Annotated in this window: 19 protein-coding genes; 7 read left to right on the plus strand and 12 right to left on the minus strand. The window is 70.1% G+C overall.

Features of this window, described 5'->3' with window-relative positions:
* On the minus strand, window positions 1-715 hold a 715-nt coding region (locus ACYVL2_RS19370), incomplete at its 3' end, for a lytic polysaccharide monooxygenase auxiliary activity family 9 protein (protein ID WP_460546422.1).
* 202 nt (window positions 716-917) lie between these two features.
* Here ACYVL2_RS19370 and ACYVL2_RS19375 point away from each other — a divergent pair.
* From ACYVL2_RS19375 to ACYVL2_RS19390, 4 genes are all read left to right on the plus strand, one after another.
* Complete coding sequence (locus tag ACYVL2_RS19375; protein WP_460546424.1) at window positions 918-1,370, plus strand: DUF2231 domain-containing protein; 453 nt, start codon at window positions 918-920, stop codon at window positions 1,368-1,370.
* 362 nt (window positions 1,371-1,732) lie between these two features.
* Window positions 1,733-1,972 carry a hypothetical protein gene (locus ACYVL2_RS19380; protein ID WP_460546426.1) on the plus strand — a complete coding sequence of 80 codons (240 nt, stop codon included), beginning with the start codon at window positions 1,733-1,735 and terminating at the stop codon, window positions 1,970-1,972.
* A 157-nt stretch (window positions 1,973-2,129) separates the two neighbouring features.
* Complete coding sequence (locus tag ACYVL2_RS19385) at window positions 2,130-2,462, plus strand: YciI family protein (RefSeq protein ID WP_460546428.1); 333 nt, start codon at window positions 2,130-2,132, stop codon at window positions 2,460-2,462.
* Window positions 2,463-2,533: 71 nt separating this feature from the next.
* Window positions 2,534-2,995: an SRPBCC family protein gene (locus ACYVL2_RS19390; protein ID WP_460546430.1), complete on the plus strand. Its 462-nt coding sequence runs from the start codon at window positions 2,534-2,536 to the stop codon at window positions 2,993-2,995.
* Between the two features lie 258 nt (window positions 2,996-3,253).
* Here the strand turns inward: ACYVL2_RS19390 and ACYVL2_RS19395 are convergent, their stop codons facing one another.
* On the minus strand, window positions 3,254-4,069 hold the full coding sequence (locus ACYVL2_RS19395; RefSeq protein ID WP_460546432.1) for a helix-turn-helix domain-containing protein: 816 nt from the start codon (window positions 4,067-4,069) through the stop codon (window positions 3,254-3,256).
* 96 nt (window positions 4,070-4,165) lie between these two features.
* Here ACYVL2_RS19395 and ACYVL2_RS19400 point away from each other — a divergent pair, with 96 nt between their 5' ends.
* Both ACYVL2_RS19400 and ACYVL2_RS19405 read left to right on the plus strand, forming a co-directional pair.
* Window positions 4,166-4,474, plus strand: coding sequence for an Atu4866 domain-containing protein (locus tag ACYVL2_RS19400; protein ID WP_460546434.1), 309 nt, complete (start codon window positions 4,166-4,168; stop codon window positions 4,472-4,474).
* The gene (locus tag ACYVL2_RS19405) at window positions 4,471-5,889 is read left to right on the plus strand and encodes an amidohydrolase family protein (protein WP_460546436.1); all 1,419 of its coding nucleotides are present in this window, start codon (window positions 4,471-4,473) and stop codon (window positions 5,887-5,889) included. Before ACYVL2_RS19400 ends, ACYVL2_RS19405 begins: the two co-directional genes overlap by 4 nt.
* A 250-nt stretch (window positions 5,890-6,139) precedes the next feature.
* Here the strand turns inward: ACYVL2_RS19405 and ACYVL2_RS19410 are convergent, their stop codons facing one another.
* From ACYVL2_RS19410 to ACYVL2_RS19420, 3 genes are all read right to left on the minus strand, one after another.
* Window positions 6,140-6,508, minus strand: coding sequence for a hypothetical protein (locus tag ACYVL2_RS19410; protein WP_460546439.1), 369 nt, complete (start codon window positions 6,506-6,508; stop codon window positions 6,140-6,142).
* Between the two features lie 143 nt (window positions 6,509-6,651).
* Window positions 6,652-6,903 carry a hypothetical protein gene (locus ACYVL2_RS19415; RefSeq protein ID WP_460546441.1) on the minus strand — a complete coding sequence of 84 codons (252 nt, stop codon included), beginning with the start codon at window positions 6,901-6,903 and terminating at the stop codon, window positions 6,652-6,654.
* A gap of 76 nt (window positions 6,904-6,979) precedes the next feature.
* Window positions 6,980-7,411 (minus strand): Hsp20/alpha crystallin family protein, encoded by a 432-nt coding sequence (locus ACYVL2_RS19420; RefSeq protein ID WP_460546443.1) that lies wholly within the window; start codon window positions 7,409-7,411, stop codon window positions 6,980-6,982.
* A gap of 118 nt (window positions 7,412-7,529) precedes the next feature.
* Between ACYVL2_RS19420 and ACYVL2_RS19425 the strand changes: the two genes are divergently transcribed.
* The gene (locus ACYVL2_RS19425) at window positions 7,530-7,856 is read left to right on the plus strand and encodes a MerR family transcriptional regulator (protein ID WP_460546446.1); all 327 of its coding nucleotides are present in this window, start codon (window positions 7,530-7,532) and stop codon (window positions 7,854-7,856) included.
* A 37-nt stretch (window positions 7,857-7,893) separates the two neighbouring features.
* On the opposite strand, the gene ACYVL2_RS19430 is transcribed toward ACYVL2_RS19425, so the two are convergent.
* The 7 genes from ACYVL2_RS19430 to ACYVL2_RS19460 form a co-directional block, all read right to left on the minus strand.
* Window positions 7,894-8,361 (minus strand): SRPBCC family protein, encoded by a 468-nt coding sequence (locus ACYVL2_RS19430; protein ID WP_460546448.1) that lies wholly within the window; start codon window positions 8,359-8,361, stop codon window positions 7,894-7,896.
* Between the two features lie 98 nt (window positions 8,362-8,459).
* A complete protein-coding gene (locus ACYVL2_RS19435) occupies window positions 8,460-8,948 on the minus strand; it encodes a hypothetical protein (RefSeq protein ID WP_460546450.1) in 489 nt (162 codons plus the stop codon).
* Complete coding sequence (locus ACYVL2_RS19440) at window positions 8,945-11,413, minus strand: molybdopterin oxidoreductase family protein (RefSeq protein WP_460546452.1); 2,469 nt, start codon at window positions 11,411-11,413, stop codon at window positions 8,945-8,947. Before ACYVL2_RS19440 ends, ACYVL2_RS19435 begins: the two co-directional genes overlap by 4 nt.
* A 79-nt stretch (window positions 11,414-11,492) precedes the next feature.
* Window positions 11,493-12,914 carry an RICIN domain-containing protein gene (locus tag ACYVL2_RS19445; RefSeq protein WP_460546454.1) on the minus strand — a complete coding sequence of 474 codons (1,422 nt, stop codon included), beginning with the start codon at window positions 12,912-12,914 and terminating at the stop codon, window positions 11,493-11,495.
* Window positions 12,915-13,396: 482 nt separating this feature from the next.
* On the minus strand, window positions 13,397-14,776 hold the full coding sequence (locus ACYVL2_RS19450) for an aldehyde dehydrogenase family protein (RefSeq protein ID WP_460546455.1): 1,380 nt from the start codon (window positions 14,774-14,776) through the stop codon (window positions 13,397-13,399).
* Entirely contained in the window at window positions 14,773-15,411 is a 639-nt protein-coding gene (locus ACYVL2_RS19455; protein ID WP_460546458.1) for a cysteine hydrolase family protein, read from the minus strand. Before ACYVL2_RS19455 ends, ACYVL2_RS19450 begins: the two co-directional genes overlap by 4 nt.
* 48 nt (window positions 15,412-15,459) lie before the next feature.
* Entirely contained in the window at window positions 15,460-16,434 is a 975-nt protein-coding gene (locus ACYVL2_RS19460; RefSeq protein WP_460546460.1) for a GlxA family transcriptional regulator, read from the minus strand.

The raw sequence follows: 16,434 nt of genomic DNA on the forward strand, positions 1-16,434 counted from the left end.
CCGGGGGATCAGTCGGCTCCGGCGGGTCGGTCGGGTCGGGCGGAGGCGGGGAGCCGCCGCCGAACCACACGTCCGAGCAGGAGTAGAAGGTCTGGTCCAAGTGGCTGGCCTGCCAGATCACGTAGACCACGTGGTGCCCGCTCCGGCCGGGCGCGCTCACCGGGATGTCGACCGCTTCGCCGGGCTGGTAGACGCCGGTCTCGACGACCCGCTCCAGGTCGCCCCAGTCGAGCGCGTCGGTGGTGGCGTCGTATCCCTGCCGGGTCACGTACACCCAGTAGTAGTCCGCGCCGTGCGTCGCCTGGTCATCGTAGGTGAGCGTGAAGTTGTTGTTCAGCGACGTGGTGTGCCAGTTCCCCGGCTCGTCGAGCGCGGCGTAGTCGGACTTGCCGCCGGAGCAGAGCTGGTTGTCCGGGATGCGTTGTTCGTGCTGGCCCTGCATGCCCTCACGAAGCAGGCTCATCCAGCTCCACATGGCGTTGGGGTTGGCCTGGAAGGCCTGGTAGCACATGGGGTCCTCGGTGGCCATGTCCGGGTTCTGGTGGTCGCCGCCCCACCGTTCCCAGCAGCTGTACTGCCGCGCGGCCGGCGAGGTCGCCGTGCCGTGCGCGGAAGCCGTCTGGGCGGTGAAGAACAACGCCGAAGCGCCGGCCATGACCACCGCCGCGAACGCGAGGATGAGACTTCGGATGCGGTTCTTTCTCGATCTGAGCATGGTAGCGCTCCCAGGGTATGGAAACATTGACAACCATAAATCTAACTACATACGCCCGAAATGTAAATACCCGTCGGGCCCGGATGTGGGAGCGATGACTCTTCATCAAGGTCGGCCCTTGGAGGATCCCGACCGCCCGTTTGCCCGGGGCCGCTGGGGGTACCACGCACTGGTGCCCAACTTCCGGAACGAAGGACGACCGATGACGCATGAGCCGACTCCGAGCCGGGCCGCGTTCAAGGGCCATCCGCTCCACCCGGCGCTGATCCCCCTCCCCATCGGCCTGGCGATAGCGGCGTTCGCCGCCGACCTGGGCTACTGGATCGAAGGATCACGTGCCTGGGCTCTGGCCGCCGTATGGCTCATCGGAGGCGCGCTGGTCTCCGGAGTGATGGCCGCCGCGACCGGCCTGGTCGACTTCCTCGCCGAGGGAAGGATCAGGAGGCACCGGCAAGCGCGCCTCCACGGGATCGGCAACGGCGTAGTTCTGGTGCTGCTCCTGATCACGTTCCTGGTGCGATTGCCCGACGTCGAGAACGGGGTCCTGCCTTGGGGAGTGGTGCTGACCGCCCTCGGCGCCGCGCTCTTGGGCTACACCGGTTGGCTCGGCGGCGAGCTGTCCTACCGGCACATGTTCGGCGTCAACCCGCGCTGACACCGCCGCTTCGGGCACCGATCCGCCGGTGGCCGCGACTGTCGGCCCCCGATCGCGTGCGGTGAACGCCGACGGTCAGCGGTGCTTGAGGCCCAGGTGCAGTCGGCGGGCCCGCGGCGGCGGTCTCCGCCGTATGCGGCCTCCTATAGCGGTGCTCGAACTTGTTGCAGACGGACGATCCCGTGTCGCGTCGCAGGCGAACGCGAGGATGGCGGTCGAGCGTGCTTCCGCCTGATAGGGTCGCCGGTTCGGCCCCAGGCTCTGGCCCTGGCCGTCGGCCAGAAGAATGGGGGACCGGTCGGCATCCGGCGACCGGGCCGCCTGCACTGACGCCGACCCGCAACGATCGCAAGGAGAGTCAAATGACCTGGCGCAATGCCGTTCGAGTGACCGCAGGGATCCTCATATCGCTCCTCGGTCTGCTGTGGATATTTCAGGGCGCCGACCTCGTGCGGATCGAGCCGATTCTGTGCGTCGCCGATTGCGAGCCGGTCACCGGGGGCTCTCTGGGATGGCTGATCGCCGGCATCGTGACCGCATTGATCGGACTGACGTTGGCCGCAGCGCCGTGGAAATGGCGCCGCGGCCGGGACCGGTCGTGACCCGAACGCATACGTCGGGGCTCGTCGGAGAGTCCGAGTTGAACCTGCGCCACTCCCGCATGAAGAGACATGATGGTGGCGGCGGCCGGATATGCCGCAGGCCTCGGAGGCTCCCCGAGCGCCTGGAGTCAGGACACAGCACAAGGAGGCGGCCACTATGGCCCTGTTCATCACGATCGGATACGGCGATCAATCAGGATACGACCGGACCGACGCGTCGGTCCGCGATGCGGCTCACGACCACGACGAGCGTCTGCGAGCCGGTGGCGCATTGATGGGAGTCGCCGGTGAACCGGTGCAGGTGCGCAACCACAACGCTGCGGACCTCCAGACCGCGAGCGGTACTTATATGCAATCGGAGCTCCCGGTGGCCGGATTCGCGATCATCGAGGCGGACGACATCGACGAAGCCGTGCGGCTCGTCTCCGAAACGCCGTGCGCGGTCGCCCACGGCGTTGTAGAAGTATGGCCGCTCAAGCCGGCGCCCTGAGCGCTCGAGGGACGGAACGGCGGTCGGCCGGTACCGCTGTGCCGCCACCTTGTGAGTGCTAATCTGCGCCGATGGAGAGAATCGACCGCGCAGCCAGGGAAATCGCGGTATCGACCGAGCGGGCCTACGCGGCGCTCGTCGATCCCGAAGCGCTCGTGGAGTGGCTGCCGCCCGATGGCATGAGCGGTCGGTTCGAATGGTTCGACCCCCGCACAGGAGGGTCGTACCGTCTCGTATTGACCTACGCCGACGGCTCTGATGCTCCCGGCAAGGCGACCGCCGACTCCGATGTCGTCGACGCTCGCTTTGTCGAGATCGTCCCCGGTGAGCGGGTGGTGCAGGCGATCGACTTCGTCTCCGACGACCCGGCGTTCGCTGGGACCATGACCATGACGTGGAGCGTCACCCCGGCCGGTGCGGGATCGCGGGTCGAGATCAGTGCCGCCGACGTGCCGACCGGCATCTCCGCCGAGGACCACGCCGCCGGGCTGGCGTCATCCCTGGCGAACCTGGCCGCCTACCTGGAGCGGTGACGACAACGGCACGTTCACCGGCCAGACGGTCTCGGCGGGCGCGGCCATCGAGTCGTTCCGATCCGCGGCACTGCCGCCGGAACCCGTTCGAATACTCGACCGACCCGCGACACGGCCGCGGAGGCGAGGATCACGACGCCAGCGGCACCCCTGCGCGGTGACCGGAGCGCCCGCGACGGAGCCGAGATCCTCACCGAACCGAAGCGGCCCTGAAGCCGAAACGACGCGCCCCCGAACACCCCACGACAGGATGGACCGTCAAGTGACCGCCGGCCGGTTCCCCAACCGCGCCAGCCGCTCGGCGGACTCGCCGCCGGGCAGGGCCCGATAGACGACGAGCTGCTGGCCCGGCGATTCCCGCACGTCGAACGCGTGGTGTTCGAGGGTGAGCTTCCCGACGGCGCTGTGGCAGAACTCCTTGGCCTCCCGCGACTTGGCCTGCACCTCGCCGAGCCGCCACCGGCGGCGGAACTCCGCGCTCCCCGACTCGAGGCGCGCGACCAGAGCCGTCGTCTCGGCGTCGCGCGGGTCGAACCCGAGGGCGAGCCGCAGGCCGCCGACGCAGGTGTGCGCCGCGCGGTCCCAGTCGACGAAGAACCCCGTGGCCGCCGGATCGAGGAAGATCATGCGCCCGAGGTTGTCGACGCGTTCGAAATCCGAGTAGAACGCCGCTGCCGGCCGATTGGCGGCCAGGACGTCGTAGCGCCGGTTGATGACGAAAGCGGGCGTGCTCGGCCACTGCTCCAGCAGCTCGGCCAACTCCGGTCCCGCCTGCTCCCGCGCCGCCGCCTCTTCGGGAACCAGGGCCGCCCCTGCCAGCCGGAACAGATGCCCGCGCGCCTCCCGGTCGAGCCCGAGCACGCGAGCGAGCGCGCCGAGGACCGACGCCGAAGGACGGCGCTCCCGCCCCTGTTCGAGGCGCGTGTAGTAGTCGACGCTCACGCCGGCCATCTGGGCGACCTCTTCGCGCCGCAGCCCGGGCACGCGCCTGACCCCTGTGGTGACCAGTCCGAGGTCCTCGGCGGTGATTCGCGCGCGCCGCGCGGCCAGGAACCGCCCCAGCGTTTCGACCATGACTCCAGCGTAGCCCCGCCGCACCCAGGGAGCGGTGCGTCCTGGTTGGCGCCTCCGGATCCGCGTTCACTGGATCTCGACAGAGAGGAGGAGCGCATGAGCTCCGAAGACGAATACGTGGGCCTGTGGGTCACCGAAGACCGACACATCCGCCATCGACTGCTCCCGGGCGGCCGATACGACGAGGCCCGAGGCTCCCGCGAGAGCGCCTACACCGGCGACTACTGGATCGATGGCGATCACATCCGGTACAGGGACGACACCGGGTTCAGCGCCGACGGGGCGTTCCGCGACGGCGTGCTCTACCACGCCGGCATGGTGATGCGCCGCGTCGACCAGGACCCGCACCACAGCGGACACACGCCCCGAAGCAACCGAACCGAACCGACGGAGGAAACACGATGACACCACCGACCGACGACCACGACGCCACCGCCACGGCGGTGACCGACGCGGCCCGCCAGGGCCGGCCGATCCTGCTGACCGGCGGCACGATCGTCACCATGGACCCGGACGTGCCCGATCTCGACGGCGGCGACGTGCTCGTGCACCGCTCGCGCATCGTCGCCGTCGGACCCGACCTGCGCTCCGACCCCGCCCACGCCGGCATGGCCGCCACCGCGCTCCGGGTCGAGGCGGCGGGCCGGATCGTGTGTCCCGGATTCGTCGACACCCACCGCCACGCCTGGCAGACGCAGCTGCGCCGCAGCATCCCGGACGTGGCCGACCTGGGCGAGTACGTGATGTCGACGCTCGCGCGGATCGCCCCGGCCTACACACCGGAGGACATCGAGCTCGGCACGCGCCTGGCGGCCCTGACCGCTCTGGACTGCGGCATCACCACGATGCTCGACTTCTCGCACAACGCGCGCTCCGCGGCGCACTCCGACGCGGCCGTCCAAGCGCTCATCGACACGGGCGTCCGCGGGGTCCACGCCGCGATGGCGCCGCACTTCGGCGACTGGGACCAGCAGTGGCCGGGCGACCTCGAACGGCTGGTGGACCGATACCACGGCGGCGAAGGCGGGCGGATCACCGTGCGGCTCGCCGCGCTCGCCACCGAGCGGATCGGACGGCCCGGTCTGGCCTACGGGCCCGCTCTCGCCTTGGTCGCCCGGGAGCTCGGCGTCTGGACGAGCGTCGACGCCGTGTTCGGCCAGGAGTCGTCCGAGCTGATCCTGGACTGGGCCCGCGACGGCGTCCTTGATTCGACGCTCACCCTCATCCACGCCACGGGGCTGACCTCCGAGGCGTGGAAGGCGATCGGCGACGCCGGTGCGACGGTGGCGCTCGCCCCGACTTCGGAGGCCCAGATCGGACTGGAGACGGCGGTCCCGGCGGTCGACGAGGCGCTCGGCGCGGGTGTCCGTCCGGGGCTGAGCATCGACGTCGAGGTCGCGCTCGCCAGCGACATGTTCACGCAGATGCGCACGTTGCACGCGATCCAGCGGATGCGGGCGGTCAATGGCGTGTATGGCACCGACTCGGTGCCGTCGCGGGTGACCACCCGGGATGTGCTGGACTTCGCCACGCTGCAGGGCGCCCGGACGAACGGGCTCGGGGATGTCACCGGATCGATCACGCCCGGCAAGGAGGCCGATCTGCTTCTGGTCCGGTGCGAGGATGTCAACACGATGCCGTTGAACGACCCGGTCGGGACGCTGGTGCTCGGGGCCGACGCCCGCAACGTGGAGGCGGTCCTGGTCTCCGGCGAGCCGCGCAAGTGGGCGGGTGAACTGGTCGGGGTGGATGTGGCGAAGCTCCACGAGGAGGTCGTGGCCTCGCGCGATGCCATAGTCCGGCGCGCGGAGCCCGAATGATCGACTCGTCTTCCCTCGGCTTGTCGGCGGTGCGGGACTCACCGGCGCCGCCCGGTGGGGTGGAACCGGGGCTCGTGGACCGCCAGGCGGCACCGGTTGTCCGTCTTGCCGCGGCGGAGGCGCCTTCGGGAGGTCGTGAGGAGGTGTCGAACCTGCGGGTTCCCATGACGCGGCCGAGGTTCGGCGGAGACTTCATCTCCGCCGAACCTCGGCTCGGTCGTCGCTGGAGCGCCTTGCCTTGTTAGGGCGCTCAGTGCGTCACTCGGCGCACCGCCGCGCGGCTTCGCTCCGGCAGCTCGAAGGCCGCGGCGATCAGCGTGTCCTTGGCGTCTTCGAGTTGGCGGACGGCTCGGTGGTATCCGTTGGCTTTCTTGCGCTGGTCGTAGGCGAGCTTGGCGCCGATGACGGCGGCGGCCGTGCCCGCGGCCACCGCGGCGATGATGACCGGACGTGACGTCAGTGCCGCGAACCGGTCTCGGCTCTTCGCAGCGAGTTCGAACGCGATTCGACGGTCCGCTTCGTCGCTGTCCGCGGTCTCGTGGCCGTCGGTCGAGTGGAGCGGTTCCGACTCGGTCGCGGTGCCAGAGTTCTCGTCCGAAAGATCCTCGTGTGTTTGCATGGCTGGATCCTTCCTAACGGGGTCCGCTTGGATTTCGAGCCTATCCCCTTGATGCCGTTCTCGAAAGGGACAAGCGACTCCAATTCGAACCACCGGGGGCCGATGCCCATCGCCGTTCTCCGTGCCGAACTGCGCCAGTGACGTCATGCCGCTTGCGCCAGGCGGCCGCCGTCTCGGGCCATGGTCAGCAGTCCGGGGCGCGAAGCGCAGTCGGCGCACTCGTGTTCGTCGCCCAGTCCCGGCCGCACGCGCCAGCCTTCGGCTTCGGCGGCGGCGCAGAGTACCGGCCAGCTGTAGTAGGAGTCGTCTCCGCAACGGAAGACGTCGCCGCAGCGGTCGCATCGCAGTTCGTATTCGAGGCTGCCGCTGCGGAGCTGGTGTCTGTGTCCGCTCATGTCCTTTGCTCCCGGTGAGCCGCTTGGCGCGGGCCCGCCCGCGCCAAGCGGGGTTTCGGCTTCCGTGAGAGTCGGTCTACTGCTCGATCTCCCTGGCGTCGGTGCTGATCAGCACCTTGCGAGGCTTGGCCTCCTCGGCCATCGGGATCCGCAGGGTGAGCACGCCGTCTCGGTACGAGGCCTCGACTCGTTCGGTGTCGAGGGCGTCGCTGAGCAGGATCTGTCGCGCGAAGCTGCCCGAGCGACGTTCGGCGTGGATCACTTCGCGGTCCCCGGCGTCGACGCCTCGCCGTTCGGCCCGGACGGTGAGGACGTTCCGTTCCACCTCCAGGTCGATGTCGCCTTCCCGTACGCCGGGGAGGTCGAGCTGGATGGTGAAGGTGTGCCCTTCCTTCCAGGCGTCCATCGGCATGGTCAGTTGGGAGTCGTTCAGCCCGAGCATCTGCTGGGCGATTCGATCGAGGTCGCGGAACGGGTCCGAGCGCACCAGCATCTCAGTCACCTCCATCAGATGGATCTACGGTTCGCGGTTTCACTAAATATATAACGCAGGATTTAGATTTTGTCCAGTGGCAGACAGCAGGTAAACTGTGGTGATCGAAGTCGATCTTGGGGGAGGAGCATCCGTGGTCGATCCAGAGCGATTCGGGCGGCCTCAGCCCGGCCAGGGCCTCTACGGCATCTCGGTCGCGGCCGAGCTGGTGGAGCTCGCCCCGCAGACCCTGCGCGTCTACGAGGCGAGAGGCCTGGTCGAACCCGCCCGCACCGAGGGCGGCACCCGGCGGTACAGCGACGCCGACCTCGAACGCATCCGGCGGATCGCTGAGCTGCTGTCCGGCGGCCTCAACCTGGCCGGGATCAAGGTCGTCCTGGAGATGGAGCTGGAGAACCAGCGCCTCCGCGCCGAGCTGGAGGAGACCAGGGACCGCCTGGAACGCTACGAGCAGCGTTGAACGGGGGACCGAGGCCGGTCCCCCGCACGTCGAACTGTCAGGCCGCGGTGTCCGGCGGCGGCACGTCGCCGCGCCACGCTCCGGTCTCGTAGCCGCGCTGCTCGATGAAGTCCTTGAACCGCCGCATGTCGCCCTTGACGCGGCGGCCGAGGAGGCCGAGCTTGTCGCCGGCCTGCTCGATGAACCCTTCGGGGTCGATGTCCATCTGGGCGGTCACCCGCGTGGTCGCCTCGTCGAGTCGGTGGAAGGTGATGACGCCCGCGTGCTCGGGGCCGCTGTCGGACTTCCAGGCAATCCGCTCGTCCGGGTGCTGCTCGGCGATGGTGGCGTCGAACTCGCGGGTCGCGCCGCCGATCCGGGTCACCCAGTGCAGGTGCGTGTCGTCGACCTGGCGGACCTCCTCGACGCCCTCCATGAACTCGGGGAAGGCCTCGAACTGCGTCCACTGGTTGTAGGCGGTCGAGACCGGGACCTGGACGTCGACTGATTCGGTGATGGTGCTCAAGGCGCATCCTCCTGTGGTCGTGGACGGTGCATGGCTTCGCGGTAAGCGAGTACCCGCGCCGCCACGGCGCACACCTCGGCGGCGCGTGGCCGGGTCGGTCACCGGGCCACCATCACTTGGGCCGCGTTCGACTTCACCGCGGCGTTGGCCCACCGCAGCTGCCGCAGCGTGCCCGGGTGGCAGTCCTTGACCAGCCCCAGCAGCTTCGGGTCCTTGAGCGCCTGGGCCGTCTGGGCGAGGATCTCCCAGTCCACCGACACTCCGGCGGCCATGCGGTGGATGCGGCGCAGGTCCCGCAGCAGCAGGAGCCCCGGGTCGTGGCGGCGGCCCAGCAGCTCCGAGCCCTTCTGCCGCATCGCGGCCAGGATCGTGGAGTCGTCCTCGGGGGCCGGGTCGAGTTCGACGTCGTAGTCGCGTCCGACCGCGGCGAGCCTGCGGACGTGCTCCTGCGACCAGCGGGCCAGGTCGCGGCCGAGGTAGAACACCTCGTGCTCGACCTTGTGCCGGTCGGAGGCGGCGAGCAGCTCGCCGGCCAGGTCGTTCTCCGAGCGGTGCAGTTCCTCCATCGCCATCGCCACGCGCTTCATCGCACACCTCCGCGGTCGTCGCCGATCGTTTCGCGCGCCATCGCCGCCGCCCCGCCGACGGTCGGACTGACGTCGTCGGCCACCGGCGCCGAACCGGTGGTGGTCGGCGCCTCCGAAGGCGTCCCGTCGCCGGCGCCGACGCGTTCGACCCGCGCGGCCGCGGTCTTGAACAGCGGCTGCTTCGAGGCCGGATCCCAGTCGGTGATGGTCAGCTCGTTGGCCGCGCGCCCGTGCTCGCCGTCCGGTTCGTGCCCGGCCTCGGTGTCCCAGTAGCCGTAGTGGAACGGCAGGAAGACCACGCCGGGGCGGATGCCGCTGATCCGCAGGCGGGCCTCGACGCCGCCCCTCGGGGTGGTGATCCGCAGCAGGTCGCCTTCCTTCCAGTCCGCGTCGCGCGCGTCGGACGCCGACATCTCGACCCACACCTCCGGAGCGGCGCTCTGCAGCTGCGGGGCGCGGCCGGTCTTGGTGCGGGTGTGGAAGTGGTAGAGGGTGCGGCCGGTCGTCAACGTGTACGGGTAGTCGTCGTCGGGCTGCTCGTGCGGCGGCAGGTACTCGGCGGCCTTGATGACGGCCTTGCCGTTCGGGTTCATCGACTTGTACTCGTCGGGCTCCAGGGGCGCCCCGGTGACCATGTCGCGGCCGTAGCTCTCGCAGTACTGCGGGTCGCTCCAGAACCGCCCGTCGACGTAGATCCGCTCGGTCCCGTCGGGATGCTCGTCGTTGCACGGCCACTGGATGCCGCCGCTGCCGCGCAGCTTGTCGTAGGTGATGCCGGTGTAGTCGCACGGCCGCCCGGCCGAGCATTCCTTCCACGCCTCGAAGGCCCCTTCGGGGTCGGACCACTTCACCAGCGGCTCGCCGTCCTTGTCGCGCAGGTCCAGCCGCTGGGCGTAGTCGATGAAGATGTCGAGGTCGGACCGGGCCTCGCCCGGCGGGTCCACGGCCTTCTCGGAGAGGTGCACGGTCCGGTCGGCGTTGGTGAACGTGCCGGTCTTCTCGCCCCAGGTCGCCGCGGGCAGCACCACGTCGGCCAGCTGCGCCGTCTCGGTCAGGAAGAGGTCCTGGACCACCAGGAACAGGCGCTCCTGGGAGAGGACGCTGCGGACGCGGCGCAGCTCCGGCAGGGAGACGGCCGGGTTGGTGCCGCTGACGTAGAGCAGGCGGATGGAGCCGTCCTCGACGTAGCGCATGATCTTCATCAGGTGCGTGGGCGGCCCGTAGTGGGGGATCTGCATCGGGTCGAGGTTCCAGACCCGGGCCAGGTCCTCGACCTGCGCGTCGTTGGACCAGTTGCGGAAGCCCGGCAGGTCGCCGTCGGCGCCGCATTCGCGCGTGTTCTGCGCCGTCGGCTGGCCGTTCATCTGCAGGATGCCGCACCCGGGGCTGCCGAGCTTGCCGCGCACCAGGTGGACGTTGTTGACCTGGACGGACGCGGCGGTCGCCTGGTGCGACTGGTAGAAGCCCTGGAGGACGGTCGACAGCAGCCGTTCGGCGCCGCCGATGATCCGCGCGGCCTCGTACAGGTCCTCGGCGCTGACCTGGCAGACGCGGGCGGCCACCTCGGGGTCGCAGTCGGCTACCTGTTTGGAGAGCTCGTCGAAGCCGACGGTGTGCCGGTCGATGTAGTCGCGGTCGATCCAGTCGTTGTCGATGATGTGCCGCAGGATCGCGTTCATGAGCATCACGTTGGTGCCCGGGCGCGGGGCCAGGTGCACGTCGGCGGCCGCGGCGACCGGTGTGCGCCGCGGGTCGACGCAGACGATCTTCGGCGGATTGGGGCCGGCGAGGCGATCGAGGATGCGGGACCACAGCACCGTCTGCGTCTCGGCCATGTTGTGGCCGTACAGCGCGATGACGTCGGCGTGGTCGACGTCGGTGTAGGAGCCGGGCTGGCCGTCGCAGGCGAAGGTCTCCTTGAGCGCGGCGGCGGCGGTGGCGGTGCACAGCCGGGTGTTGCCGTCCATGTGGTTCGTCCCGATGCCGCCGTGTCCGAGGAGCGCGAGCGTGTAGTACTCCTCGAGGAACAGCTGCCCGGTGGTGTAGAAGCCGATCGAGCTGGGACCGCGTTCGTCCAGCAGCTCCTTGGTCCGCCCGGCGACCGCGTCCATCGCGGTGTCCCAGTCGGTCTCCACCAGCTCTCCGTCGCGCCGGATCAGGGGCCGGGTGAGCCGGTCGCCCGAGTGGTTGGCCTGCCATCCGAACAGGTCCTTGGGGCCGAGTCGGCCGTGGTTGACCCGGTCGGCGGCGCGGCCGCGCGTGCCGACGATGCGGCCGTCCTTGACGGCGATGTCGAGTCCGTCCCCGTTGGAGTGCAGGATCGTCGCCGACTGCACCCACCGGTCGACGTCGGCCTCGTCGAGCCCGTCCTGGAGGTACAGGTCCTCTCGGACGGGCCACGGCTCACCGGGACCGTACGGTGTGCGGGCGCCCCAGGGTTCTGCGATGCGATCTCGATCGGCCATGCCCACCCGCGTACCCCTCGCCGCAGTGCGCAAACGCCGGGGCCCCGCCGGTTCGGCGGGGCCCCGAAGCGCTCGCGGGCTAAAGCGACCACTGCTGGTTGTAGCCGTCGTGGCAGCTGTACTGCTGCAGCCGGGCGCTGTTGTCGTTCGAGCCGTCGGACACGTCGATGCACTTGCCGGAGTGGCGGGCGACGAGCTGGACGTGGCCGCCGCCGGCGTCGCGCAGCTCCCACTGCTGGTTGGTGCCGCCGTTGCACGGCCACTGGATGATGCGGGCGCCGTTCGAGGTGGAGTTCCCGTCGACGTCGATGCACTTGCCGGAGTTCCAGGCCACGATCTGGTAGTAGCCGCCGCCGGTCGGCTGGAGCTGCCACTGCTGGTTGGCGCCGCCGTGGCAGTCGTACTGGATGATCTCGGCGCCGTCCTCGCTCGAGCCGTTGACCACGTCCATGCACTTGCCCGAGTGCCTGGCGGTGATCGCGGTCGTCTCTCCGGCGACACCGGAGACCTCGCCGGTGGCGGTGTCGATGGTGATCTGGGGGTACCAGTCCATCGCCAGGGACGAGTTCGAGGGGAAGCGCAGCGGCAGCCACACGTAGCTCGACTCGTTCGGGGTGCCGCCCCAGGCGCCGGCCCAGCGGTCGCCCATGTACAGGTACGAGGTCTCCTGGGAGCCGCTGATCTCGAGCACGTAGGTCGGCTGGGAGTCGTAGGTGGTGCCGTTGCCGAGGTTCTGCCAGCCGCTCCAGCCGGTGGGGAAGTTCGTGGTGGTCGCGTACTTGGCCTGGTTCGGATTCCAGCCGGTCGCGCCGGAGGTCACCAGGAAGTACACGCCGTTCCGTTCGAAGATCGCCGGGGCCTCGCGGTGGTCGCCCGCGAAGTTGTAGACCAGCGCCTCGACATCGAGGTAGTCGTCGGTGAGCCGGTAGATGTGCAGGTCGTAGTTCTCGTTGGCCGATGAGATGAGGTAGGCGGTGCCGTCGTTGTCGACGAAGACGGTCTGGTCGCGCGACATGTGGCCCAGGGGCCGGAAGGCGCCCTGCCAGGTGTAGTCGCCGTCGATGGTGTCGGAGACGGCCACGGCGATCTCGGCGTCGCCGTAGTCCGAGCCGTTCTCTTTGTGGGCCCACATGACGTAGTGGTCGTATTGGGCGTTGTAGATGACCTTGGGGCGTTCGATGTTGGACGGATCGAGGTCGGGGTGGGAGTGGCGGGTGAGGATGTGGTTGCGGAACTCCCAGTTGACCATGTCGGTCGAGCGGTACATCGAGACGGCCTCGAAGAGGTTGCCGCCGTCGACGCGCTGTTCGCCGAGCATGTAGTAGTAGCCGCCTTCTTTGATGACGCCGCCGCCGTGGGCGTGCATGATGCTGCCGTCGGTGGCGGTGACCTGCGTGCCGTTGGTCCACGTCTGCGGCGCCGCCTGCACAGGCGCGGCACCGGTCGAGGCCAGCAGCAGTGCCACGGCTCCTACCACGGCGGCCTTCCATGCCAGTCGCATGATGATCCTTTCGTCGGGCTCACCGGTCGGTCGACCCTCTGTCGCGGCGGCGGCCGGAGTCCGGCCGGCGGTCCGCCGCGGACCGGGCATGGCGCTCAATGTTCTGGTGCTCGCCGAAGGTGAGCGTTATATAGAGCGTTTCATATATTCGAATCCTTGTAAATACCGTTCGAAGAAGTCGGCCCCGCATCGGACCCCGTCACCAGTCGGAAACCGGTTGCTGACTGCCGGTCGCGTTGCGGCCGTTGGGAATTCAACCGCCTGTCCGTGGAACCGGCGGCGGGACTCTGGTAGAGTTCTGCCCGGATCGCCTACCGGCGGTCCGCGGTCAGGCGCTCGGGCGGGGAGCGGCCTCCGGTTCGACTCCGGTCCTGACCGCCGCGCCCGATCGGGCGACGAGGCTTGTCTTCGAGGGGTATGGGCCCTGGCCGGCGGCGACGTCGGCCAGGGCCCGCTTTATGTCGGCACCGGCCGCCGGTCCACTAACGCAGCCGGCGCAGGATCTTCTCCTTCACCGACGTGAACGGCGGGTAGGCCACCTGGAGCGTGTCCGGTGCCAGCGGCTTCTCCATCACCGCTTTCACGTGACTGAACGTCTCGATCGACCACTTCCCATGGTACGAACCGGTGCCGGACTGCCCGACGCCGCCGAACGGCAGGGCCGCCACGTCGCTGTGCGCCATCGGCACGTTGAATCCGACCGCGCCCGAGGAGGTCCGTGTCAGCAGCGTCCGCCGAGTCGAGTCGGAGTCGGTGAACGCGTACAGCGCCAGCGGGTGCCCGCCCGCGTTGATGTGCGCGATCGCCTCGTCGAGAGTGTCGAACTCGACGACCGGCAGGATCGGCCCGAAGACCTCCTCGCGCATCACCGCGTCCGAGGGGGCCACATCGGCCAGCACCGTCGGCGCGATGTAACGCGAGGCGCGGCTGTGGCCGCCGCCGCAGACCAGCCGGCCCTCGCCGAGGAGACCGACGAGCCGGTCGAAGGCGGCCTCGTCGACGAGGCGGCCGAAGTCGGGGCTGTCGGCCGGCGCGTGCCCGTACAGCTCACGCACCGCCTCGGCCAGGTGCCGCTCGAGCCGAGGACCGACGCCGCCGGTGGCGATCACGTAGTCCGGTGCGACGCACGTCTGCCCGGCGTTCATGAACTTGCCCCACGCGATCCGCCGCGCCGTCGCGGCCAGGTCCACGCCCGGCTCCACGATCGCCGGGGACTTGCCGCCGAGCTCGAGCGTGTACGGCGTCAAGTGCTCGGCGCAGGCCCGCGCCACGACCTTGCCGACCCGGGCCGAACCGGTGAAGAACACGTGGTCGAACCGCTCGCGCAGCAGCTCGCTCGCGACCTCCCGGCCGCCCTCGACCACGGCCACCGCCTCGGGGTCGAGGTACTCGCCGATGAGCCGCGCCAGCGTCGCCGAGACCCGCCCGGTCCTCTCCGACGGCTTGATCACGACCGCGTTGCCGCAGGCCAGCGCACCCGCCAGCGGTTCGAGGACCAGCCTGACCGGGTAGTTGAACGGCCCCATCACCAGCACCACGCCCAGCGGCTCGCGCAGCAGGTACGACTTGGCCGGCCGCAGGTACGCCGGGGTGTGGACCCGCTCGGGGCGCAGCCACGATCGCAGGTGCTTGCGGAGGGTCCGCACTTCGGCGCCGACCGCGTCGATCTCGGTGACGAACGATTCGGCCGCGGCCTTGCCGAGGTCGGCGCCCAGCGCCGCGGCCAGGTCGTCGCCGCCCTCGCGCAGGAGGCGGTCGAGCGCTTTGAGCTGCGCCAGCCGCCACGGCACCGGTTTGGTCCGTCCCGCGTCGTACTGGGTGCGGAGGCGGTCCACGGTGCCGTGGCGGCTGTCTCTGGTCATCGGTCGAGCGTATCGGGTTCGCGCCCGGACCGCGCCGGCTCGGTGGCAGCCCAGATGTCCGGCCCGACCGGCTCGGCGCCGGACTCGACGGCGGCGATCCATTCGGCGGTGGTCGACACCGAGGCGAAGTTCGACGACAGGACCACCAGCATCGTCTCGTGGAGGCTGCGGGCGCTCACCTCGCCGGCCTCGGTGGCCAGCGGGAGCGTGCCGGTGGCGTCGGAGAGGAATTCGACGGCGATGCCGAGTCCCTCGGCCTGGAAGACGGTGGAGGCGTCGCAGTTCTGCGTCATGTAGCCGGTGACGGCGACGGTGTCGACGCCGCGCTCGCGCAGCCATTCGGCCAGGTCGGTGCCGGCGAACGCCGACGGCGTGGTCTTCTCGACCAGCAGGTCCCGCGGGCGGGTGGCGACCTCGGGGTGGAGTTCCCAGCCGGGCGAGCCCTTGTCGAACGCCGGTGAGCCGGGCGGAGCCGTGTGCCGGACGACGACGACCGGGAGGCCGGCGGCGGTCGCGGCGTCCATGGCCTCGCCGATGTTGGGCAGGCTGATGTCGGTGGAGGGATGGGCGATCGGCAGACCGCCGGTGAAGTACTCCTGCTGGACGTCGATGACGATGAGTGCTCTGTTTGCCATGCGTCCCAGTCTCGTGCGGCCGGCCGCCGACCGCCGCGGCCCGGCCGGTCAGGAATCGATGGATTCGCGCCAGCCGGTGAAGGCGGCCCGGTACCCGCTCGGGGAGGTGTGGAAGCGGTCGCGGAAGTGGGGGCGCAGGGCGACCGCGGAGGCGAATCCGCTGCGCCGCGCGACCTGCTCGACCGGCAGGTCGGTGGTCTCCAGGAGGCGTTGGGCGTGTGCGAGCCGGTGGTGCAGGAGCCACTGCGTCGGCGTGGTGCCGGTCGCGGCCTTGAAGTGCCGGTCGAAGGAGCGGCGGCTCATCGCCGCGCGGGCGGCCAGGTCGTCGACGCTCAGCGGGCGGTCGAGGTTGGCCAGCGCCCAGTCGAGGGCCTCGGCCAGCGGGTCGGCGCGGTCGACGGCCGGGACGGGGCGGTCGATGTACTGGGCCTGGCCGCCGCTGCGGTGCGGCGGGACCACCATGGCGCGGGCGAGGTCGGCGGCGGCGTCGGCGCCGAAGGAGCGGCGGATGAGGTGGAGGCACAGGTCGATGCCGGCGGCGCTGCCGGCGGAGGTGAGCACGTCGCCCTCGTCGACGTACAGCTCGTGTTCGAGCACTCGGACGGCGGGGAAGCGCTCGGCCAGGAGCGGGGCGCGGTGCCAGTGGGTGGTGGCGCGGCGGCCGTCGAGCAGGCCGGCGGCGGCGAGCACGAACGCGCCCAGGCACAGGCCGACGACGACCGCGCCCGCCTCGTGCGCGGCCCGGAGGGCGTCGAGGACTTTCCCGGACGGCTCGCGGTCGAGGTCCTCGGGGTAGGTGGGGACGATCACCACTTCGGCGTCGCCGACGGCCTCGAGCCCGTGCGGCGCGGTCAGGGTCACTCCGGCGGTGGTCGAGACGGTGTCGGTCTCGGCGGCGACGCGCAGGTCGAAGCGCGGCCAGGTGCGGCGGCGAGCGCCGAACACCGAGATCGGCACGGCCGCTTCGAACATCGCGCCTCCGTCGAAGAGGACGACGGTGACGCGCTCGAATCGCTCGGACAT

Source organism: Glycomyces halotolerans (assembly GCF_054779575.1).